This window comes from Flavobacterium sp. KY-23415 (assembly GCF_055384985.1).
The window spans coordinates 306822-329765 of the sequence record NZ_AP044001.1 but is presented as its reverse complement, the minus strand read 5'-3'; the positions used below and the strand labels follow the sequence as shown (position 1 = coordinate 329765).

Genomic DNA, 22944 nt, shown 5'->3' with positions numbered 1-22944 from the left:
TATGATTGTAGTTATTCATAATACTAAGATAGTAACACAAATAGTTATTACTGATGGAAATCATTTAGGTCTTTTCGAAAAAAGTATTGGTGTTACTTTGTTTGATTTGGCTAAACAATATCCTGAAGAAGTATTAGCTTGGTGTGACGAACGTGTTTATGCTTGTTTTGATGCACATATGGCTTCAACTTTGTTGCATCATGATAAAATGATATTGTCTTTTAATCCAAATAAAAATGAATATATAAGTACACGATTTGGGTATGTAGATCATGCTTCTATTTTATCAATTCCTAAAAGCGTTTCTTTTTTTACTTGGCAAGTATCGGTTACAGTTGGTGTAGTAAAATCAAGTTTGTTAAATGCTTTGAATGAATTAGTTCCAAATAAAAATGAATCTTTTGATTATTTATTGCAATCGTTGACCAAGCGAGCCATGTCAAATGGTTTGTTTTGTTATTCAGAGCCTAAATTATTGAATCGCTCCATAGATTTTAACCAAGAATCGAGTTCAGATTATATTTTGTTTCGATTTGTAAAGCAACACAAGAGTTTAAAATGGTTATTTGTTCTTTTTTTTAATATTTTGATTTATGAAAAAAGACTTTCTGTTTTACCTTTGATTTATGGATTGTTTTTTACTACCCGAAAATGGAATAATAAGTATTTAGACACTGTTGAAGTATGTTCTAAAAAGAAAGTTGTTTCAACTGGAGAAATAGATGTGATTGTTCCTACTATTGGACGTTCAGGTCATGTTTACAATGTTTTAAGTGATTTGCGAAACCAAACTCACTTACCTGTAAAAGTAATAATAGTAGAGCAAAATCCAACGCCTGATAGTAATTCACAATTAAACTTTCTTACTCAAGAAACTTGGCCGTTTATCATAGATCATACCTTTACACATCAGCCTGGCGCTTGTAATGCCAGAAATTTAGCGCTTTCAAAAGTGACGAGTGAATGGGTTTTTATGTGTGATGATGACAATCGATTTGAAGTTACTTTGATTGAAAAAGTATTTACAAATATAAAGCAATATGGTGTTGAAGTGCTTTCCACAGCCTACCCGCAAGTTAATGAATGTGTTGATTATACGACAATTCATCAAACTACAATTTTTGGTTCTGGAAATAGTTTTGTGAAATCTTCTTATTTGAAACAAGTGCAATTTGATGCTACTTACGAGTTTTGTTATGGAGAGGATTTTGATTTTGGAATGCAATTGAGAAAAGTAGGAGCAGATGTAGTTTATTTTCCAAATCCAGCAATTACACATTTAAAAGCACCTATGGGCGGATTTAGAATTAAACCAGTCTTTAAATGGAGTCAAGATGTAATTCAACCCATCCCATCACCAACCATTCTATTAAATTATTTTAAATATAGAACAACTGAACAAGGGAATGCTTATAGAACTATTTTTTATTTTAAAAAATGGAAAAAAAAGGTTTTTCAAAACCCTTTTGTGTTCTTAAAAGTGGCAAATTTGCATTGGAACTCAAGTAAAAAATGGTCTGAAAAAATATAATGATGTTAAAATTTTACACCAATATAGAAGAAATAACTCCAGAGAATCGCAAACGTGTTTTTCCAATGCTTTTTGATTGGTTTTATTTAGAAAACCCTCTTGTAAGAGATTGCTTTAAGTGTGTTGAAGCGATCGAAGATGCTGATGTTTGTATTTTACCAGTTGATTTAGGTTTTTATTTGTTAAATGACAGAAAGCAAGAGCTAGATGTTTTTGTAGCTACCGCAAAGAAGCTCGAAAAAAAAATTTGGATTTATAGTGGTGGGGATTTTGGGACTACTTTATTAGAAGATGTTTTCATGTTTAGATTGGGAGGATTTCATTCTAAAATGAATACAAATACTTTTGTGTTGCCATCTTTTATAAACGATCCTTTTAATTCAATTTTAAAAAATAATTGGCATCATTTAATTAAAGAAGAAAAACCAACTATAGGATTTGTAGGTAATGCAGATGGTTCTTTTTTTAAATGGATTAAAGAAGTAATAATTTATTCAAAACAATTTTTAAATAGATTATTAGAAAAAGATTTTACAGATAAGCAGGTTTTTTTCCCTTCGAGTAGCATTCGATTTAAATTATTAGAAAAGCTTAGGATTTCAGAAATGGTTGAAGTAGATTTTATTTATAGAAATAAATATAGAGGAGGAGCAACTACAGAAGCTCAAAAAAATAAAACTACTTTAGAGTTTTATAAGAATATTGAGCGTAATTTATATACTTTTTGTTTGCGAGGTTCGGGAAATTTTTCTGTTCGTTTTTATGAAACACTTATGATGGGCAGAATTCCAATTTTGGTTAATACAGATGTTCGATTGCCTTTTTACGATAAAATAAATTGGGATAAGCACTGTGTTTTTACTGATTCGGATACAATGATTAAGGATTTACTTCAATTTCATAAATCCTATACAAATCAAGAATTAATAGAAATACAAAAAAGTAATCGAGAATTGGCTTTAGGTTTGTTAAATAGACAAAAATATTTTATCGAAATTTCAAAACAATTTTATTAATAATGTATTTTACTTTAATTATTTGTACTTATAAGCGTTCAATACCTTTGTTAAAACTTTTACTTTCAGTAAAAAATCAGACCTTGTATCCAGATGAAATATTAATTATTGATGGTTCTTCAGATGATTTAACAAAAGAAATGTTATCACAAAATTCATTTGAGAATTTGGAATATTTCAAAGTTTCTGAAAAGGATAGAGGGTTAACAAAGCAACGTAATTTTGGTATAACAAAAGTAAAAGTTGTTAGTGAAGTAGTTTGCTTTTTAGATGATGATACTATTTTAGAGCCTAATTATTTTCATGAAGTAATAAATGTGTTCAAAAATAATTTTGAAATAACCGGTGTTGGAGGAGTAGCTATTAATGAAAATAAGTGGGTTAAGAGAACTGAAAATACTAAATACAATGAGAATGAATATTTTCAGTTCAATGATTTTGTTATAAAAGAGGCAAGTAGAAATAAGGTTAGAAATTATTTTAAATTGCAGTCGGACTGTATGCCAGGTATTATGCCTGAATTTGCACATGGAAGAACTTGCGGTTATCCATTAGATGGTAAAAATTATGAAGTTGATTTACTAATTGGAATGTCAATGTCATTTAGAAGAATAGTCATTGATTCGATAAAGTTTAGCACTTATTTTGAAGGGTATGGTCTATATGAAGATGCTGATTTTAGTATTAGAGCTCAAAAATTCGGAAAGAATGTAATTGCAACAAATGTGAGACTTTCTCACTACCATGACCCCTCAGGTCGCCCCAATCAATACCAATATGGCAAAATGGTTGTTCGAAATGGTTGGTATGTTTGGAGAGTAAAATATTCGAGTCCTTCTTTCCAAGCTAAATTGAAATGGCATTTAATAACGTTATTACTCACAACAATTCGATTAAGTAATGTTGTTACTACAAACAAAAGAAAAGAAGCTTTTACAGAGGCTTTAGGAAGAATAGTTGGCTGGTTTTCGTTATTTTTGTCAAAACCTAAAATAATTGATTAATAGGATGAATAATTTATATTCAGATTATAAAAAGTATAAAAAGTATGGAGGTAATTTCATTACTATATTATTTTTTACACAAGGGTTTTGGGCAATTTTACAGTATAGAGTTGCTCATAGTGTTTTTAAAATGAAGTTTCCAGTTCTAAAGCAGTTTTTGCAGTTCATCTGCCTAATTTGGCAAAAATCTATAGAAGTTTTTACAGGTATTTCTATACCTGCATCAGTTAAAATAGGGCATTCTTTTTATATTGGGCATTTTGGAGGAATAGTTATAAATGCAAATGCAATAATAGGCGACAATTGTAATATTTCTCAAGGTGTAACAATTGGAGTTTCTGGGCTAGGTGAGAAAAGAGGAACACCTATAATTGGTAATAATGTTTATATTGGAGCAAATGCAGTAGTTGCTGGTAAAATAAAAATAGCAGATAATGTTTTAATTGGTGCTTGCTCTTTAGTTACTTCTAATGCAGATTTAGGAGCAGTATTTTTAGGCGTTCCAGCAGTTAAAATTTCTAATAATGGTTCTAGAGAATACATTTAATATGAATAAATTATTGGTTATTTCTTCTGCTCCTTTAATCAAGAAAAATGAAAAGTATTTTGCTTATAGTCCCTATGAAAGTGAAATGCGAATCTGGGCAAAATATTCAAATGAAATTGAGTTTTGTTGTCCAGTTTGGTTTGAAGACAGAGAATTATTGCATTCAAAAGTAGATTTTGAAATTAATAAAGTTTATACATTAAAAGAGTTTGATGTAAAATCTTTGAAAGGTGCATTTAAAGCGGTTTTTTCTTCATTTATTAATTGCCTTGTTCTTTTTAAAGCAATTAAAAAAGCGGAACATATTCATCTACGTTGTCCTGGAAATATGGCGTTATTAGCTTGTTTTATTCAGTTTTTTTTTCCAAAGAAGGTGAAAACAGCAAAATATGCTGGGAATTGGGATCCAAAGAGTAAGCAACCTTGGAGTTATAAGTTACAGAAATGGATTTTGAATAATACTTTTTTGACTAAAAATATGCAAGTTTTAGTCTACGGTGAATGGGAAAATCAAACTAAAAATATAAAGCCTTTTTTTACAGCAACTTATTCAGAAAAGGAAAAAGTAAATGTTGATAGTAGAGTATTAAATGATACAATTTTTTTCTTATTTGTAGGAACATTAACTATAGGAAAACATCCTATATATGCTTTGAAAGTTGTTCATGAATTAATAAAAAAAAGGCGTAATATTTTTTTAGATTTTTATGGAGAAGGCAATCAAAAAGAAGTTTTAGAAAGATATATTAGTGAAAATAAATTACAAGAATTTGTAACTTTACATGGAAATCAATCCAAAGAGATTGTTGAAACAGCTTATAAAAAGAGTCACTTTTTAATCTTACCATCTAAAAGTGAAGGTTGGCCTAAAGTGGTTGCAGAAGCTATGTTTTGGGGGTGTTTGCCTATTGTAACAAATGTTTCATGTGTGTCTTACATGTTAAAAAATGGAGATAGAGGGGTTTTACTAGAGGAGAATTTAGAAAATGATGTTTTAAAAATTGAACAAATATTGGATGGATCTTCTTTGTACGAAGAAAAAGTAGAAAGTGCCATAGAATGGTCTAGAGAATTTACACTTGATAGATTTGAAAATGAGATTAAAAAATTACTTCAATAAAGAATAATAAATATGCGAATTGTTCAATTGATAGATAGTTTAGAACCAGGTGGAGCTGAAAGAATGGCAGTTAATTTGGCAAATCTTTTAGCGAATAAATTTGAGTTTTCTGGATTAATTGCTACAAGAAAAGAAGGAGATCTAAAGCTTAGTATTAAGTCAAATGTTGAATATAAGTTTTTAAAAAAGAAAAGAAAAATCGATTTTAATTCTGTTTTTACTCTAAGAAAGTTTGTAAAGTCAAATAGAGTTTCTTTTATACATGCCCATAGTAGTTCTTTCTTTCTCGCTTTTTTGTTGAAGCTTACATATCCTAAAATAAAAATAATTTGGCACGACCATTATGGGAATAGCGAATTCTTAAAGAAAAGACCTACTAGAGTTCTTAAACTTGCTTCATTATTGTTTTTTGGGGTTATCTCGGTGAATGAAAGATTAAAAAATTGGAGTGAGGAGAAACTTTGGTGTAATAAGGTTATATTTTTGCCGAATTTTCCAGAACTTTCAATTGAATTAGAACAACTTACATTTTTGAAAGGAGAAAATGGGAAAAGAATACTTTGTTTGTCTAATTTGAGACCTCAAAAAAATCATTTTTTAGTGCTAAGCGTAGCCAAGCTTTTAAAAGATTCACATCCAGATTGGACATTTCATTTTGTTGGTAAAGACTTTAAGGATGATTATTCGGCTTCCATTCAAAATAAAATTCATGAGGAAAATTTGAAAGAAAATGTATTTTTATATGGTTCCTGTAATGATATAGCTGCTATAATAAAACAGTCTTCAATAGGGTTTATAACTTCTTTTTCTGAAGGCTTACCTGTTTCTTTGTTAGAATATGGTAATTTTGCATTGCCAGTTGTTTCTTCAACTGTTGGAGATATTAGTATTGTTGTTAAAAATAGGATAAATGGAATATTAATCCCTAATTTTGAAGTGAATAATTTTTATGACGCTATTGTTGATTTGATTGATAATATTGAATTAAGAAACTTATTGGGTGAAAATCTAAAACATGAAATAGAGAAAAATTATACTCCAGAAACTGTGAGTGAAAAATATATTAAATTTTTAAATGCTTAATCGTCTAAATTCGTATTTTTTTTTAGTTGCATTGCATATAGCTCTTGCTATAATTGTTTTTATAATGCCATTTTTATCTAAATTATATGGCGTTATAATTTTAATAATTGGTTTTGCACTAATTCTTAAAACACAGAACAATAAAAATCAAGCATTATTGGTTTGTGCCTATGTTGTAGGGTCTGAAGTTTTTTTAAGAATGACTGGCGGAAATGTATTATATGAAATTGCAAAATATGAAGTGATGATTTTTTTGCTAATGGGAATGTTCTTTACTGGATTCTCAAAATCTTCATTCGTTTATTGGCTGTTTTTGTTATTGTTAGTTCCAGGTGTTTTAATTGGTGCAACAACATTAGGATATAGTGTAAATGTTCGAAAAGCAATTGCTTTTAATATTATGGGTGAAGTTACTTTGTTTGTTTCTGCATTATATTGTTATAGAAGGACTATTACTTTTGAACAGATAGGGATTGTTTTAAAGGCATTAGCATTGCCAATTATAAGTACACTCGTTTATCTTTTTTTATACAATCCATCAATTAGAGATGTAGTGACAGGAACACAATCTAACTTTGAAACTTCAGGTGGATTTGGTCCCAATCAAGTTTCCACCATATTAGGATTAGGAATGTTTTGTTTTTTTGCATTATTTATGCTTTATTCTAAGAGTAAAAAAGCACAATTAGTGCATTTCTTTTTCTTGTTAATGGCTACTTACAGAGCCATTATGACTTTTTCGAGAGGTGGTGTTTTTACTGGTGTTTTCATGGTCGTGTTATTGCTATTTGTGTTTTTTGTTTTTTCAAACAGTAAAATGAAAAAAAAGTTGTTTTTAATTTTATTTTCTTCATTTGTTGTTGGATCAGGAGTTTGGTTTTATAGCGTTTCTCAAACAGGAGGACTAATAGAAAACAGATACGCAAACAAAGATGCCAAAGGAAGGGTAAAAGAAGATAGATTAGGAGGAAGAGAAGAGATTGCAGGAACAGAATTAAGTATGTTTTGGGAAAACCCAGTTTTAGGAATTGGGGTGGGGAAAAATAAAGAGTATAGGGAGGAGCTGATAGGTATTGTTGCTGCTTCTCATAATGAACTAACTAGGTTGCTTGCCGAACATGGCTCTTTAGGGATTTTAGCAATCCTCATTTTATTAATAACACCCTTGTTTTTATATTTAGATAATAAGGCACATTTGTTTTTGTTGTCCTTTTATTTTTTCTGGTTGCTCACAATAAATCATGCGGCCATGCGTTTGGCAGCACCAGCATTTGTATATGCTTTATCACTATTGAAAGTTAAATTTGATAAGACCAATGAACAGAAAGAGACTACTTTACATAGGGAACAAGCTATCTAGTCATGGATTTAATAAAACAACTATAGAGACTTTAGGGTTATCTTTTGTAAACGAAGGGTATAATGTTGTTTATGCTTCTGATAAAAAGAACTTTATCGCGAGAGTACTTGATATGATTTTTATTCTACTCATGAAATTTAGAAGAGTAGATTATGTGATTATTGATACTTATAGTACAAAAGCTTTTTGGTATTCCTTTATAATTAGCCAGCTTTGTAGGGTGTTAGGTAAAAAGTATATTCCTATTCTTCATGGAGGTAATTTGCCAAGCAGGTTGGAAACAAGTCCCTTTTTATGCAAACAACTCTTTAATAACGCTTATAAAAATGTTGCTCCTTCAAATTATCTTAAAAGTGAATTTGAAGCAAAAGGGTTTGAAAACATAATTTATATTCCAAATACGATAGAGATTAACCATTACGTTTTTAAGAGAAGAATAAATTTTACTCCAAAGTTATTATGGGTTAGAGCTTTTGCAACTATTTATAATCCAAAAATGGCAATTGATGTTTTATTAGAGTTGAGAAAAACACATCCTGAGGCTTCATTAACAATGGTTGGTCCAGATAAAGATGGAAGCTTAATCGAAACTCAAAAGAAGGCTAATGATTTAGGGTTGAAAGTTCAATTTACAGGGCAGCTTTCAAAAGAAGAATGGTGGCAATTAGCAGAGGAACATGATATTTTTATTAATACTACGCATTTTGACAATACACCAATAAGTGTCATGGAAGCAATGGCTCTTGGCTTGCCTGTTGTTTCTACCAATGTTGGAGGTATTTCATACATGCTTACGAATAATGAAAATGCTGTTCTTGTAGATGATAATGATGTTATTGGAATGGCGAAAGCTATTGCGCTTCTAATTTTAAATTCAGATAATCATACAGAAAAAATAGTTAGTAATGCAAGAAAAAATGTTGAGACTAAAGATTGGAAGCATGTGAAAGAACAGTGGGTTTCTTTGCTTAAATAGAAAATTTCAATATTTATTTCTATTCCTATCTTTTTATTGTTTATTTTGCAAATGATTAATGCCCCCCAGAGAATGAGAAGTAAGAAAAAAATGCATTTTGAAATATCAGAAAGAAAAATCCTTTTACGAGTTTTTGATGTTTTGTTTGTGCTAACAGCCCTTTATTTAATTGGAAAATTTATTTTTTTCGATTATTTTAAAATTACAACAAATAATTATTTTTCGTCTATAGTTTTGGCATTATACATAACTGTGGTTGGGACTGTTTTTGAGATGTATAACCTGCAGATTTCAAGCAATAAGTTTCAAATTCTTAAAAGTATAATGCTAACTTCTGCAATAACTACATTGTTCTATTTATTAACACCTTTTTATACGCCTGTTCTGCCTTCTAACAGGCTACAAATAGTCTTGTTTTTCTTTGCAATTTTCTTTTCGCTTTTAGTTTGGAGGAATTTTTATATTACGTTTTTGACTACCAATAGATTTATAAAAAGGGTGATTTTTGTAGGTAACGGAAAAAAAATCGATGATTTAGTCGATCAGTTAGTAAAAGCAGATCCGCATTATAAAGTTGTTGGGTATCTTTCAACGAATAATAAAACAAAGGAAAGTAAAATAAAAAAAATTGAACTGGATGCTTTGGAGGAAATTGTAATGAAAAATCAAATTTCTGAAATAGTGGTTACTAACAGTTATACGAGAACGATAGGAACTGAATTATATTCGCATCTTTTAAAATTACTTGAAAACGGAGTTATTATTAGAGAATATTCTGAAGTATATGAATATAGCACGAATAGATTGCCTATCCAATTTCATAACAGTAAAGAGTTGTATAAGTTTTTTCCATTTAGCAGAAGTAATCAAAATGCCCTTTATGCGTTTTATACTCGTTTTTTTGATATACTTTTATCTGTTTTTGGGATAATTTGTTTAGGAATAATGATTCCAGTTTTATTAATTTTAAATGTTATTTGGAATAAAGGTCCATTGTTATATACTCAAGAAAGAGTGGGTAGGAACGGTAATCTTTTTAAAATATATAAGTTACGTACGATGATTATTAATGCAGAAGTAAATGGTGCTGTTTTCGCTTCAACAAATGATGCAAGGATTACTCCTTTTGGTCGATTGTTAAGAAGATTGAGAATTGATGAAGTACCGCAATTTATTAATGTTTTAAAAGCAGAAATGTCAATAATTGGACCTAGACCAGAACGACCTATGTTTGTGGAAGAAATTGCCAAAAATATACCTTTATATCAAACAAGACATGTAATCAAGCCGGGTTTGACAGGTTGGGCTCAGGTTAATTATCCTTATGGAGAAAATTTAGAAGATAGCCTAATGAAACTTAGATATGATCTTTACTACATCAAACACAGAAGTTTGTTTTTAGATGTGAATATCGTAATGAAGACTTTAAGTACAATACTTTTTGCTAGAGGGCAATAAGTTTGTTTTATGTTCTTTTTTATGAAAATTTAGCAGAAATAAGTTTTTTAGAAAAAAACACCTTAACTAAAACAAATTAGATTAGGCAAATTCAGAAGTAACAAGATTTTTTGAAAAATACTTTAAATAAAAACCTCAATTCATATTAATATAATTGAGGTTTTTTATTTTGTAGTAAAAATTATATGTTTTTATGATTTTTAAATTTGATATTTCTCAACAAGACGCACTTTTCCTATAAAGTATTTTTTTGAATACTTTACGCTGCTAGTTGTGTTTGATTTTTGTAAATTCTTCTTCCTATTTCTTTAGCATTAGCTGTATGTATTCCGAAAAAAATCCAAAGCATTTCACTTTTCTTGGTTCTAGCTTTTATCTTTCGTAAATTATAGTGCTCTTTTTCTTTGCCAAAACTACCTTCTAATCGAGTAGCTCTTTCTTTTTTAATTTCTGAGGCTAGCTTCTTTCTATGCTCTTCGTGTTTTCCAGCTTTTCCTTTTCTAACAAAGTCTGTTTGTATGTTATTTGTGGACGAAAAAGTTCTGTTTTTATTTGTGGCATAAATAGCATCAGCTCCAGTAATTCTTACTTTAGTTTTAGTTAGATTTTGTGCGCAAAATATACTGTTTTGAAATCGAGTTCCTTCGTTAAAGGCACGGTATTCTATATGTTCTATAAAATTGATTCCATCAATTTGAATTTTATTTACTTTTGCTCCAAATTCTACTTGTTTTACTTCTTTACCACGCACAATTGGGCGAATATAACTTTTATTTATGCTAACAATTCTATCGGGAACGCTTTTTCCTGTTGCAAAAATTTTTGATTGTTGTTGGTAAATAAGACGGATTATTCTGCGTTGTTTGCTGTATTTTGTGGTTGGCTCAAAGGAATATTGATTTTCAATTTTACTCAATTCTCCATTAAGTTTATATAATAATTTCAGAAGACCACGAGTCATTTTTGTTCGTTGCTTTGCTGTTTTTTTTCTTTTTCTAGAATACTCATTGTAGCGTTTACACCAATCAATATATTTGGTTCTTGGAAGTTTTATTTTTAAAATTCCACATAATGATTTCATTTGATTGTAATTCCACACAATACATTCCCAAAGTAGTTTCTCATTGGTAGGAAAACGCAACTCACTCTCATAACAAGTGGCATCTATCAAGACTTTGTCTAAATCATTCATATAAGGTAGCCAGCTTTTAGCTAATGTTTCTTGAACTTTTCGAACATCTAATTTTTTGGCTAATTCCATTCTTATTTGGCTAACTATTTTAAAATTTGTAAGCGGGGAATCTAGAGGTAATACAATATCACAAAAGTATTGCATGTAAACATTTCCGTTTAACAACTCGATTAGTTTAGCATCAGAACAACCATAATAGTTTTTTAGCATCATCAAGGCAATCTTACCTTTAGTACTAAAAATGCAATCTGGACCTTTTTTGCACGCTTTCAATTTAAAACTTTGAGAAAGTTCTGAAAAAGGTGTAGCTAGATGAATTTTACCTAAATCAGACTTTAGAAATTGCTCATAAAAAACATTAAAATCTTCATTGATAATATTTAAAGGCAATTTGTGCTGAAATTCACTTATTCGTATTATTTTTGACATACATATTTAAAAGAAAACCCCGTTTTTGACTCTTTTTGAGCATTCTCGGGGTTTGTTTCTTCTAAAATACAAATTAAATAACTGATAAGCAAGTATTTATTTAATTGTGAATGTGCCTTTTGAGTTAAAAATATTATAGTATTGTGTTTTTGGATTTCATTGGCACGTTCTTAGTTAACTATTTTTTGTATACTAAGTATAAAAATGCCAATGAAATTAAGAATCAAATCTTAAACTTTCTTTTATTTTAAGCGCACATTTCTCACCATCTATTGCAGCAGAAATAATCCCTCCAGCATAACCTGCTCCTTCACCACAAGGGTATAATCCTTTAATTTGCACATGTTCCAATGTTATCGAATCGCGTGGAATTCTAACAGGAGATGAGGTTCTACTTTCTGGAGCATGCAAAATGGCTTCATTTGTGAAATATCCTCTCATAGATTTTCCAAACTGAGCAAATCCTTCTCGCATAGTATTGGTTAAAAAATTAGGAAACACCTCACCCAATTCTACAGCTGTTGTTCCAGGGACATATGATGTTTTTGGGATATTAGACGATACTTTTTTTTGTGTAAAATCGACCATTTTTTGTGCAGGTACTTTCTGTGTTTTCCCAGCTAGTTGCCATGCTTTTTGTTCTATAGCTTTTTGAAATTCTACACCAGCTAATGCACCAAATTTTTCGAAAGGTTTAAAATCTTCTAACCGCAATTCAACAACTATTCCAGAGTTTGCTGTTGCTTGATCGCGTTTTGAAGGAGACCAACCGTTGGTCACAACCTCACCTGGACTTGTCGCACAAGGTGCAATTACACCTCCTGGGCACATGCAAAAAGAATACATACCTCTACCCGCTACCTGTTTCACAATAGAATATGGAGCTGGAGGCAAAAAATCGCCTCTAAAATCGCATGAATATTGAATTTTATCTATTAATTCTTGAGGATGTTCTGCACGAACCCCTAACGCAAAGGGCTTTGCTTCTATATGAATATTCTTTCTGTCAAGCAATTCAAAAATATCACGAGCAGAATGTCCTGTAGCTAAAATCAATTTACTAGCATTTATACTACTCCCATCTTGCAAAACAACACCTTCTATTTCATTATTCTTTATTAAAATATCAGTTACTTTGGTTTCGAATAGTACTTTTCCTCCACAAGCAATTATTTTTTTACGTATATCCTGAATTATTTGTGGTAATTTATTAGTTCCAATATGAGGATGCGCTTCCACTATAATTTCATCGGAAGCTCCAAACCCAACCAATAATTGAAGAATACGATCCACATCGCCTCTTTTTTTAGAACGAGTATATAGTTTTCCGTCTGAGTATGTTCCAGCTCCTCCTTCACCAAAACAATAATTAGAATCTTCATTAACAATATGATCAACATTTATTGCTTTCAAATCGCGTCGACGACCACGAACATCTTTTCCTCTTTCTAATACAATTGGTTTTAGCTCTAATTCGATTAATTGTAAAGCGGCAAACAATCCTGCTGGTCCTGCTCCAACAACTAATACTTCTTGAGCATTTTCAACATTCGGATAATTAGGTAACTCAATTTTTGATGCCACATAAGTTTCTCCTATAAAGAAAACCGTAGCTTTTATATTTATTTTAATGTTTTTTTGCCTTGCATCAATTGATCTTTTTAATACATTCACTTTCTGAATTTCCTTAGACGATACTTGAAGTAATTTTGCAACATGATTAGCTAACATTACTTCATTAGCAGCTACTTCTGGAGAGACTTGAAATTGTAATTCGCGAGGCATTTTTTATTTGTTTTATAGAATAAATTATTTATTTCAAAAAAGTTTTATTCATTTTTTTGCAAAAGTAATCAAATCTAATTAGTTTTTTGCTTCAAAAGCTCTTAAAGCAAAAGAAGCCAACCAATGTTCTCCTTCATAATTACCATCTACAACAGAAGGCAATGAAAACATTAAGTGGCTATTTGCCATTTTTTTTAAATGAGAAAATCGTTTTGGATATTGATTACATAAAGCATAAAGATTCCATGCTCTACTAAAATTTAATCCATCAAGATGCACTAAATGACCATCTGTCCTATCCGAAACTTTTGCCGTTTCCCACTCAAAGTTCTTTTCAAACAAATTTGGGGCAAATTTTTTCAACCAAACCAAGAACTCTTTTTCGGGCAAGATTCTCTGCATTAGCCCAATTTCTTCCATACAAGGAGATAAAAAATCGGTTCCGCTTGGTTCCCAAAAAAAAGGACAATCTTCGTCTGAAGCATACATTCTCAATGCATTTTTCTTAATACTATTTTGGAAAGCAACATTATTGGTATATATAGCATAATCCCAAGCATTTGTTAATCCAAAAGCAGTATTAGAATGAGTACCCACTCTAATAGGATATAATAATTTTGGCAAAAACTCAGAATATCTTTCAATTAATAAATGCGTTAAAGGTTTTAAATTTTCTGCTAATGGTTTTGCAAATTCTAGCTTGCTTTTCTCTAATTCTAATTGTAGCTTTAACAACCAATTCCACCCATAAGTTCTTTCAAATGATTTTTCATGAGCTTTATTAAAATATTCAATTTCTTTTTCAATATTCTCTTTAGATAAATTAATTTCTAGTTTATTAATTATATCTTCTTTTTCTTTTAAATCTTGAAAATGATTTAACAAATACACCAAACTCCAATGCCCATGGACTGAAGAATGCCAATCGAAACATCCATAAAATGCAGGATGCAATTCTTTTGGTGATTGTAATTCAGTTTCATTCAACAATAATTGATTTAGTTTGTTTGGATATTCTTGCTGCAAACATTTAATAGGTAATGTTGCTAAATGGTTTGCTTGTTCTATAGTTAATTCTTGAGAAAATAATTGTCCTATTATAAAAACAAAGAAGATTGAATATTTCATTTGATAAAGTTTTTTCAAATTTAATAAAAACCTACCTTTGAAGCTTCATTTAAAAAGACAATTCATAAAATTAATACTAATGCGAAAAATAAAGTTAATCTGGGATTTTAGAGGGCAAGCGGCTGCAAAAACTGCTGAACATCATGAAATTCATTTGAAGGAATATATTCAACTTGAAAAATTCGGGCTAGATATTACTGGATTCGAAATCATTAATGAAATGTATGCTATTGCTTTTATGGTAGTAGAAGAAAAGGATATGATTATTGTTCGTGACGCTTTAAGACCGCATCGTGGAGAAGTTTATTCTTCTTAATTAAAAATTTGCTTTAAAAACATTTTTGTAGTCATTCCTTCTTGTTTTTTAAACAGTTTTACAAAATAATTAGCACTAGAATATCCAAGTTCATCCGCGATTTGATTAATTGTTAAATTGCGCTCCACCATTAGACGCTTACTTTCTAAAATTACACGTTGAGCAATTAGTTCAGTAACTGTTTTATTCAAAACCGACTTAGTAATTCGATTAAGATGTTTTAAAGTAATCGCCATTTTTTCCGCATAAAAAGTAGGCGATTTTTCTTCTTTAAAATGAGCTTCTAATAAAACATTAAATTGTTTCAATTTATAATTGTAAATGGGTTTTTCTTGCTGATTTTCGGAAGAGTAAATCCTAGCAATTTCAACATGAATTATATCCAAGAGATTTAATAGTTTATCTTTTCTGTAGCTCAAATTATCCATACTTTCTTCAAGCATTAAATCAAAATAAAGTGTCATTTTTATAATGTTTTCTGCATTAAGTAGTATTTCTGGATTATTTGTGAATGATTGAAAAAAAGAATAATGTTCTATTTTTTTGCTTTTAAAATGGAGATTGAAAATTTCTTTAGAATAAAAAACTATGTAGCCTTCAATATCATCGGATAACATCCAAGAATGAATTTGTCCAGGTTGCATCAAAAACAAACTACCTTTTTTAATTTCAAAAGTATCAAAATCAATTGTATGTTTACCTTCTCCTTTTGTGAAGAAAACCAATAAATAAAAATTATGCCTGTGTAAATCTTCTATAAAATGATGTTTCTTCAAATGCTCTTTAAAGGAACTTACATAAAGGTTATTGTAATATATATTTTCATCAAAATTTTCTATCTCATAAACGGGATATTGTTTCATAATAGCAATGTCTTTTTTGTGCACTTTTTAGCGAATATACAAAACTTAGTAGAACGAATAATATTATACTTTTGCTAAAATTTACATACAATGATACAAACGCTAAAAAAACTTTTTGGTAACAAATGTCCAAATTGTTCAAAAGGTAAAGTTTTCAAGAATGGATTAATCAATTTAGGGTTAGGTTTTCCTAAAATGCATAAGAATTGTCCTAATTGTGATTTTAAATTTGAAAAAGAACCAGGATTCTTTTTTGGAGCTATGTTTATTAATTACGCTCTTGGTGCTGCTGAAGCATTAATTACTTATTTTATTGTGTTTTCTTTTTTTGAAAAGACATTTGATTTGAGAATTTTTCCCATTATTGTAACTGTAATCATTATGCTTTCTATTTTCAATATAAAACTTTCAAGAATGATTTGGATCTATATGTTTAAGAATTATTCTAAATAAAAAAAGAAGCTTTAAGTAAATAGCATCTTTTTTATGCCATAAATGCAAATTCAACGGCAATAAGGTTTTTCGAAAAAAAAATAGTTTAAACAAAAACTCAATGAGTTTAATATTAACGTACTTTTTTAATATCTAAAATCATCCTTCCAACTAAAATAAAATGACAAACAATAAAAGGTAGTAGCATTTGCAAATGCACTTTGTTCATCATGTAAATAATATAAACAAGAAGTAATCCTAAAATTAATTTTCCAAATAAAACAATTTTGTCTTTATTACCTTTAATAATATAATAGGTTAAAACTAAATAAAACGGATTAAAAAGCAGTGCATTATAGTTCCACATTACTTCTTCGTGAAAAGAATAAAGTCCTACCAAGCATAGAAAAAGGCCTATTAATCCAGTGATAGAATAATATATTAAGTTGATTTTTTTTCTGTTTAAGAGCACAATAATAAGCAATAGAACTATTACAGTGTAAATGCTATTTATTATAGAAGGTTCAAAGCTGGTTGGGCGAGCCTCGAATAGTGTTTTTGTTTTAGAAACCAAGGGTTGATTGTCTGTTTTTGTGTTTTTTAAAACATCCAACAATTCAAAAGGAAGAAATAAACGGTCTGCTTTTTGGTCAACTTTGTCTCCAAAAATAATATTGATACCTAACTGCTCAAAAAAATGGTTCTTAGAATAGGGAAAAAGTATTTCTCTATATGAAATTTCTACAGGCTTTTTTGTTGTAATTATTGTATCATTAAGCACGAGGTTTATTTTGTCAACAACCATATTTGTGCAGTTTCTATCAATAAATTTATACATATAAAATCGTTCATCACTTCGTAAAGAAGTGTTTAGCATGTCAAAAAGCTGTTGTTTTTTTTCTAATGATAAATTTAAAACTTGTTCATATATAGAACGGTTTTCATATTGATATGCATATTCAAAATTTGGATAGCTGCTTGTAGATACAAAATATTGTAAATCTCCTTTAACAAATTTTAAAATAAAGTTTGGGGTATTAAAATCAAATGTCCCATAGTTATATACAATATCAAAATTTTGAATATTATCTTTAATTCTTATAGCAGTATGACCGTAAAGAGAATATGATTCATTTCCTGCACCACAAGTTAAAACGCTAATTTGGGAGTCATTGGATAGTTGAATTTTTTGCGATAAACCCAAAGATGAAAAAAGAATTGTTAGCGTTATAAGTATCTTTTTAAACATGAATTATATATTTTTAAATTATCTAAAAATATCAAAGTCTACTTTCAAAGAAAATATATTAGAATATAAAGCTGCACTTTGATCTCCTAAATCTGTGAGCGCATAATCTACTTGAATTCCTTTATATTTGAAGCCTAATCCAATATTAGGTTGGAAACTTAGTTTGTTTGTATTGTCTATTTGTGTAATTTTTTGAAAATTTCCAACACCAGCCCTTAAAAAAGCCAAATCAATATAACCAAACTCAAAACCTATTGCTGGATCCATACTGACTGATTTTGTAGATATTATATCGTTTGTTTGTGTAAACTGCATGTTTAAATTAGCAGCGGCTGTCAAGCTATAATCATATCTAAATATATACTTTTTAGCAATTCCTAATTGTGCTTTAGGGAGTGTAATTTCACTTGTTTCTGGTAATTCTTGGTTTTCTCCAGGGACAGCATCTTTTATTTTTTGATATTCTTCCTCGTTAAAGGACCATGTATTGTAGGTTGTGGTAATATCTCTAAGCATCAAGCCAAATAACCACTCGTTATCGGTTTTATATTGGATGCCAACATCAAATCCAAATCCCCAAGCAGTAGCAAAATTTCCAATAATTCTATGAATAATTTTTGCATTAACACCATAATTTATACCGTCTAACGGAAGTTTTCTTGCATAAGAAATGGTTAGTGCATAATCTGCAGTAGAAAAAAGTGAAATTCTATTGTAATCTATGTTTCCTTGACTGTCAATTAATTGTGTGGTGTTTAAAATATCATCTACACCAAAGCGTATTAAAGAAAAGCCAATAGCACTTCTATCATCAATAGGTGTTGCAAAACCAGCATAATCATATTGCGCTATATTCGCAAAATAATTGGCATGCATTAGGGAAAACTGCTTGTCTTCTAATTGTATTAATCCAGCAGGATTCCAATAACCAGAGTTAACATCATTTGTTTGTGCTGTAACAGCATTACTCATTCCTAGAGCAGCAGCATCTACACCAATACTCAAAAATTCATTAGAATATTTCCTAACGGTTTGACTACTCGATAATAATGTTTGTAATAGCAATACTATATAAAGGGTCTTTTTCAAATCAAAATAAATTTTTACAAAGATGGAATAAAAATCTTAATTAGTAAACTCAAAATGTATTAACTTATTGTATTACATTTGTTCTTAATTAAATTAAATTACATTTTATTGCGCTTTTTTGAATAATCCAAGCATATTAAATGGGTTATTTCTTTAAAAATTAACACGTTATATTTTTTTAGAACTACATTAATATATGTAAAGAATTCAGTAAAAAGCCATTTTAAACCAAAAAATATGAATATTAAAAGATTTATTCCAAACGCATTAACAATGTTAAACCTGTTAAGTGGCTTATTAGCACTTATAAGTATTTTTAATGGTTTTTATGATCATGCCTTTTTATTCGTTTGTTTAGGAATATTTTTTGATTTTTGGGATGGTTTTTTGGCGAGAAAGTTGAATGTTCCTAGTGAGTTAGGTTTACAATTAGACTCACTTGCAGATATGGTTACTAGTGGAGTTGTGCCTGGTTTAATGATGTTTAAGTTGCTTGAATATATTCAATTGAATGATGAAAGGTATTGGGTTACTGAAGAAACTGCCTATATGGGATTTGTGCCCTATTTAGGTTTTGCAATTACGTTAGCATCTTGTTACCGATTAGCAAATTTTAATATAGATAAACGTCAAACAGATTCTTTTATTGGTTTGCCAACACCTGCAAATACATTGTTAATTATGAGTATCCCTATGATTCAATATGTTGGAGGCTATGATTGGTTATTGAGCGCATTTGATAATCCTTACATTTTAGTAGTAATAATTTTTGTGAGTTCCTATTTATTAAATGCTGAAATTCCACTTTTCTCGTTAAAATTTAAAAAATTAGATTGGGAACATGCTAAGCTTCAAATTGTCTTTTTAGTTTATGCTTTAGTTTTACTTTTTAGTATAGGTTTTATAGCCATTCCTGTAATCATTTTTAGTTATATTATCCTTTCTTTAATTTTAAATGCAATTTCAAAAAAATAAATTTCAGTATGGCTATAAAGAATAGAGCCAACACTTACAATAGAAAGAAAATGAAACCAAAGAGTAAACCTAGTTTTTTTAGGAAAATTATTCTTTGGTTTTTTTCTATGTTTATAATGGTGATTGTTGGAGGAGGAATATATTATTTTAGAGACGGATTGCTATATTATTTAGGCTTTAAAACAAATAAAAGTAGCAAAGAGCTATCGCAGAAAGACAGAGAAATTGCAGATGTGAGAATATATGAAGTTTTAAGTACTCATGAAGATCATGTGTTTGGTTTTGACGTGTCTGAATACCAAGGAAGAATACAATGGGATAAAATTGGAAAAGTAGAAGATACTTTCGAACTATCATTTGTTTTTATAAGAGCAACAGCAGGAAAAAACAAAGTAGATAAAAAATTTAAAAGAAATTGGAAAAAGGCAAAAGAAAATAATTTCATATGTGGTGCCTATCATTACTATAGACCCAATGAAAACTCATTGCAGCAAGCAGATAACTTTATTAAAACTGTGAATTTAGCTAAAGGCGATTTTCCTCCTGTACTAGATATTGAAAAGTTACCCAAAACACAATCTATAGACAGTTTAAAAGTTGGCCTGAGAAGATGGTTAGCCAAAGTGGAGAAACATTATAAAATGAAACCCATTATTTATTCTGGAGAAAGTTATTATACCGATTTTTTAAAAGACGAATTCTCAGATTATCCATTGTGGATTGCAAATTATAATATTTGGAAAAAGAAACCCGAAAAAGATTGGTTAATATGGCAATTTACAGAAAGAGGTAGGGTTGAAGGGATTGATGGAACCGTTGATTTAAATGTGTTTAATGATAATTTTGTTAAATTTATTTCAAATGTAAATCGTTAGTTTAAAAAATAATAGTATATTTGTTTAACGATTTACTAAAAACGATGAACAAAATTAAAAATACTTTTAGCGTTAAGGATCTAGAAAACCTATCTGGAATAAAGGCGCATACTATTAGAATATGGGAAAAAAGGTATTCAATTTTTTCTCCAGATAGAAATGAGCACAATGTTCGGTCGTATGACTCTGATGATTTATTGAAATTATTAAACATTACTTTTTTAAATAATTTCGGATATAAAATATCTAAGATTTCTTCTTTATCTATTGATGAAATTAATGAATTGGTGAAACAAATATATTCTGAAAAGAATAGCGCTTCTTTGGCGATTACTTCTTTCAAATATGCAATGTTCAATTTTGACACACAATTGTTTCATCAGAACTACAAAAAACTTACAGAAACAAAATCTTTTGAACAAATATTCTATGAAGTATTTATTCCTCTTCTAGATGAAATTGGAGTGTTGTGGCAAACATCCACATTAAAACCAATTCACGAGCACTTCATAAGCTCATTAATCAGGCAGAAGTTATTCACAGAAATAGAAAAATTGCATGCAGAGAATAAATTTCATAGAGAGAAAGTATTTGTTTTGTATTTACCTTTAAATGAGATTCATGAACTAGGATTAGTTTTTGTTAATTATTTGTTGCTAAACAAAGGTTATACTGTCTTGTATTTAGGAGAAAGTGTGCCAATGGAAGATTTAGTAGAAATGAAAGACTATTTCAACGAAGTTTGTTTTGTGTCTTATTTTACGGTTAAACCAGAACAAGACGAAATAGAGAATTATCTCAAGGAATTCGACGAAACTATACTAAAGGAAACCAATAATAAATTGTATTTATTGGGGAAACAAGTTCAATTTGTAACCAATACATATAATAAAATTAAGGTATATGACGGAATACAAAATTTAATGTTAGACGTATAAACCATACTCATTAAATCATAATCAAAAAAAATAGGAGATGAAAAAAAGAATAATTGTTATTGGGTCTGGTTTTGCATCACTTTCAGCAGCATGCTATTTAGCGCAAGCTGGTAATGATGTTACTGTGTTGGAGAAGAATAATACAATTGGAGGGAGAGCAAGAAGATTATCTAAAGACGGTTTTCATTTCGATATTGGTCCAACGTGGTATTGGATGCCTGATGTTTTTGAGAAATTTTTTAGAGATTTTGGTAAAAAAGTATCCGATTATTATAGATTAGAGAAATTATCACCTGCTTATGATGTTTATTTTGAAAATAGCGAGAAAATTACAATTTCAGATAATCTTGATGACATCGCTGCAACTTTTGAAGGAATTGAAAAAGGAAGTGAAAAAAAATTACGTGCATTTATAAAAGAAGCACAAGATAACTATGCTATTGCAGTTGATAAAATGGTCTATAAACCAGGAGATTCACCTTTAGAGTTAGTAAGTGCAGCAACAATAACAAGAGTAGGGCAATTTTTTTCAACCATTAGTCAACAGGTTAGAAAACGTTTCAAGAACGATAAATTAATTAAGGTTTTAGAATTTCCTGTGTTGTTTCTAGGTGCAAAACCATCAAACACACCATCGTTCTATAGTTTTATGAATTTTGCCGATTTTGGATTAGGCACTTGGCATCCAAAGAAAGGAATGTATAGTGTCATTGAGGCAATGGAAAAATTGGCAACAGAATTAGGTGTCACAATTATTACAAATGCAAACGTAAATAAAGTTTTAGTAAAAGATAATAAAGCTATTGGTGTTGCTTTAACTGATAAAAATCTTTTTGCCGATATTGTTCTAAGCGGTGCCGATTATCATCATTCAGAACAATTGTTAGAAGAAAAATACAGAGTGTATTCTGAAAAATATTGGGATAAAAAAGTTTTTGCACCATCCTCTTTGTTGTTCTATGTTGGTTTTAATAAGAAGGTAGAAAATGTATCACATCACACATTGTTTTTTGATACTCCTTTTGAGCCACATGCAAAAGAAATTTACGATACTAAAGTATGGCCTAAAAATCCGTTGTATTATGCAAGCTTTCCTTCTAAAACCGATTCGTTTTTTGCACCAGAAGGCAAAGAAGCTGCCACTTTTCTAATCCCCATTGCACCAGGATTGGAAGATACAGCAGAAATTAGAGAAAAATATTTTGATATTATAATAGACAGATTAGAAAAGACAACCAAACAATCGTTAAAAGATGATGTAATGTTTGTAGAATCCTATTGTGTGAACGATTTTATTAAAGATTATAATTCCTATAAAGGAAATGCCTATGGTTTAGCTAATATTCTAACCCAAACAGCATTTTTAAGACCAAAAATAAAGAGTAAAAAAGTTCAAAATTTATTTTTCACAGGACAATTAACTGTTCCAGGACCAGGTGTTCCACCATCATTAATTTCGGGTAAAATAGTGAGTGAAAAAATTATAAAAGAATATACATGATTCTATAGTTATTAACCATAAGTTGTAATAAAAATAGATGAAATAAAACAGTAAAGAACAGACCAATAAAATTTTAA

General features: G+C 29.6%; 21 protein-coding genes. 15 read left to right on the top strand and 6 right to left on the bottom strand.

The window, feature by feature from the left end:
- Position 1: 1 nt before the first annotated feature.
- The 9 genes from ACZ49Z_RS01560 (at position 2) to ACZ49Z_RS01520 (ending at position 10095) form a co-directional block, all read left to right on the top strand.
- A complete protein-coding gene (locus tag ACZ49Z_RS01560) occupies positions 2 to 1531 on the top strand; it encodes a glycosyltransferase family 2 protein (protein ID WP_464306448.1) in 1530 nt (509 codons plus the stop codon).
- Positions 1531 to 2547, top strand: a complete 1017-nt coding sequence (locus ACZ49Z_RS01555) for an exostosin domain-containing protein (protein ID WP_464306447.1) — start codon at positions 1531 to 1533, stop codon at positions 2545 to 2547. The genes ACZ49Z_RS01560 and ACZ49Z_RS01555 overlap by 1 nt, the downstream gene beginning before the upstream one ends.
- A gap of 2 nt (positions 2548 to 2549) precedes the next feature.
- Positions 2550 to 3551, top strand: a complete 1002-nt coding sequence (locus tag ACZ49Z_RS01550; protein ID WP_464306446.1) for a glycosyltransferase family 2 protein — start codon at positions 2550 to 2552, stop codon at positions 3549 to 3551.
- A 4-nt stretch (positions 3552 to 3555) separates the two neighbouring features.
- On the top strand, positions 3556 to 4098 hold the full coding sequence (locus ACZ49Z_RS01545) for a serine O-acetyltransferase (protein ID WP_464306445.1): 543 nt from the start codon (positions 3556 to 3558) through the stop codon (positions 4096 to 4098).
- Positions 4076 to 5218 carry a glycosyltransferase gene (locus ACZ49Z_RS01540; protein WP_464306444.1) on the top strand — a complete coding sequence of 381 codons (1143 nt, stop codon included), beginning with the start codon at positions 4076 to 4078 and terminating at the stop codon, positions 5216 to 5218. Before ACZ49Z_RS01545 ends, ACZ49Z_RS01540 begins: the two co-directional genes overlap by 23 nt.
- Before the next feature lie 12 nt (positions 5219 to 5230).
- Complete coding sequence (locus ACZ49Z_RS01535; protein ID WP_464306443.1) at positions 5231 to 6301, top strand: glycosyltransferase family 4 protein; 1071 nt, start codon at positions 5231 to 5233, stop codon at positions 6299 to 6301.
- A 64-nt stretch (positions 6302 to 6365) separates the two neighbouring features.
- Positions 6366 to 7661, top strand: coding sequence for an O-antigen ligase family protein (locus ACZ49Z_RS01530; protein WP_464306442.1), 1296 nt, complete (start codon positions 6366 to 6368; stop codon positions 7659 to 7661).
- Positions 7618 to 8637 carry a glycosyltransferase family 4 protein gene (locus tag ACZ49Z_RS01525; protein ID WP_464306441.1) on the top strand — a complete coding sequence of 340 codons (1020 nt, stop codon included), beginning with the start codon at positions 7618 to 7620 and terminating at the stop codon, positions 8635 to 8637. The genes ACZ49Z_RS01530 and ACZ49Z_RS01525 overlap by 44 nt, the downstream gene beginning before the upstream one ends.
- 90 nt (positions 8638 to 8727) lie before the next feature.
- The gene (locus tag ACZ49Z_RS01520) at positions 8728 to 10095 is read left to right on the top strand and encodes a sugar transferase (RefSeq protein WP_464306440.1); all 1368 of its coding nucleotides are present in this window, start codon (positions 8728 to 8730) and stop codon (positions 10093 to 10095) included.
- Positions 10096 to 10354: 259 nt separating this feature from the next.
- Here the strand turns inward: ACZ49Z_RS01520 and ACZ49Z_RS01515 are convergent, their stop codons facing one another.
- The 3 genes from ACZ49Z_RS01515 to ACZ49Z_RS01505 form a co-directional block, all read right to left on the bottom strand.
- The gene (locus ACZ49Z_RS01515) at positions 10355 to 11716 is read right to left on the bottom strand and encodes a transposase family protein (RefSeq protein ID WP_464304430.1); all 1362 of its coding nucleotides are present in this window, start codon (positions 11714 to 11716) and stop codon (positions 10355 to 10357) included.
- A 216-nt stretch (positions 11717 to 11932) separates the two neighbouring features.
- Entirely contained in the window at positions 11933 to 13501 is a 1569-nt protein-coding gene (locus tag ACZ49Z_RS01510; RefSeq protein WP_464306439.1) for an NAD(P)/FAD-dependent oxidoreductase, read from the bottom strand.
- A 78-nt stretch (positions 13502 to 13579) separates the two neighbouring features.
- Positions 13580 to 14629: a DUF2891 domain-containing protein gene (locus tag ACZ49Z_RS01505; RefSeq protein ID WP_464306438.1), complete on the bottom strand. Its 1050-nt coding sequence runs from the start codon at positions 14627 to 14629 to the stop codon at positions 13580 to 13582.
- Positions 14630 to 14708: 79 nt separating this feature from the next.
- Between ACZ49Z_RS01505 and ACZ49Z_RS01500 the strand changes: the two genes are divergently transcribed.
- Positions 14709 to 14945 (top strand): hypothetical protein, encoded by a 237-nt coding sequence (locus tag ACZ49Z_RS01500; RefSeq protein ID WP_464306437.1) that lies wholly within the window; start codon positions 14709 to 14711, stop codon positions 14943 to 14945.
- Here the strand turns inward: ACZ49Z_RS01500 and ACZ49Z_RS01495 are convergent.
- Positions 14942 to 15808 carry an AraC family transcriptional regulator gene (locus ACZ49Z_RS01495; RefSeq protein ID WP_464306436.1) on the bottom strand — a complete coding sequence of 289 codons (867 nt, stop codon included), beginning with the start codon at positions 15806 to 15808 and terminating at the stop codon, positions 14942 to 14944. The genes ACZ49Z_RS01500 and ACZ49Z_RS01495 overlap by 4 nt on opposite strands.
- Positions 15809 to 15898: 90 nt before the next feature.
- On the opposite strand from ACZ49Z_RS01495, the gene ACZ49Z_RS01490 reads away from it, so the two are divergent.
- Positions 15899 to 16261, top strand: coding sequence for a DUF983 domain-containing protein (locus tag ACZ49Z_RS01490; protein WP_464306435.1), 363 nt, complete (start codon positions 15899 to 15901; stop codon positions 16259 to 16261).
- Positions 16262 to 16373: 112 nt separating this feature from the next.
- Here ACZ49Z_RS01490 and ACZ49Z_RS01485 read toward each other — a convergent pair whose 3' ends face one another.
- On the bottom strand, positions 16374 to 17489 hold the full coding sequence (locus ACZ49Z_RS01485) for a lipoprotein N-acyltransferase Lnb domain-containing protein (RefSeq protein ID WP_464306434.1): 1116 nt from the start codon (positions 17487 to 17489) through the stop codon (positions 16374 to 16376).
- Between the two features lie 18 nt (positions 17490 to 17507).
- Positions 17508 to 18578, bottom strand: a complete 1071-nt coding sequence (locus ACZ49Z_RS01480) for a putative type IX sorting system protein PorV2 (RefSeq protein WP_464306433.1) — start codon at positions 18576 to 18578, stop codon at positions 17508 to 17510.
- 243 nt (positions 18579 to 18821) lie between these two features.
- Here ACZ49Z_RS01480 and ACZ49Z_RS01475 point away from each other — a divergent pair, with 243 nt between their 5' ends.
- Genes ACZ49Z_RS01475 through ACZ49Z_RS01460 form a run of 4 tightly spaced genes read left to right on the top strand, consistent with a single transcriptional unit; the run spans position 18822 to position 22867 of the window.
- Positions 18822 to 19553: a CDP-alcohol phosphatidyltransferase family protein gene (locus tag ACZ49Z_RS01475; protein ID WP_464308034.1), complete on the top strand. Its 732-nt coding sequence runs from the start codon at positions 18822 to 18824 to the stop codon at positions 19551 to 19553.
- 8 nt (positions 19554 to 19561) lie between these two features.
- Positions 19562 to 20428, top strand: coding sequence for a glycoside hydrolase family 25 protein (locus tag ACZ49Z_RS01470; protein WP_464306432.1), 867 nt, complete (start codon positions 19562 to 19564; stop codon positions 20426 to 20428).
- Between the two features lie 44 nt (positions 20429 to 20472).
- A complete protein-coding gene (locus ACZ49Z_RS01465) occupies positions 20473 to 21366 on the top strand; it encodes a MerR family transcriptional regulator (RefSeq protein WP_464306431.1) in 894 nt (297 codons plus the stop codon).
- A 37-nt stretch (positions 21367 to 21403) separates the two neighbouring features.
- Positions 21404 to 22867, top strand: coding sequence for a phytoene desaturase family protein (locus ACZ49Z_RS01460; protein ID WP_464306430.1), 1464 nt, complete (start codon positions 21404 to 21406; stop codon positions 22865 to 22867).
- Positions 22868 to 22944 lie beyond the last annotated feature (77 nt).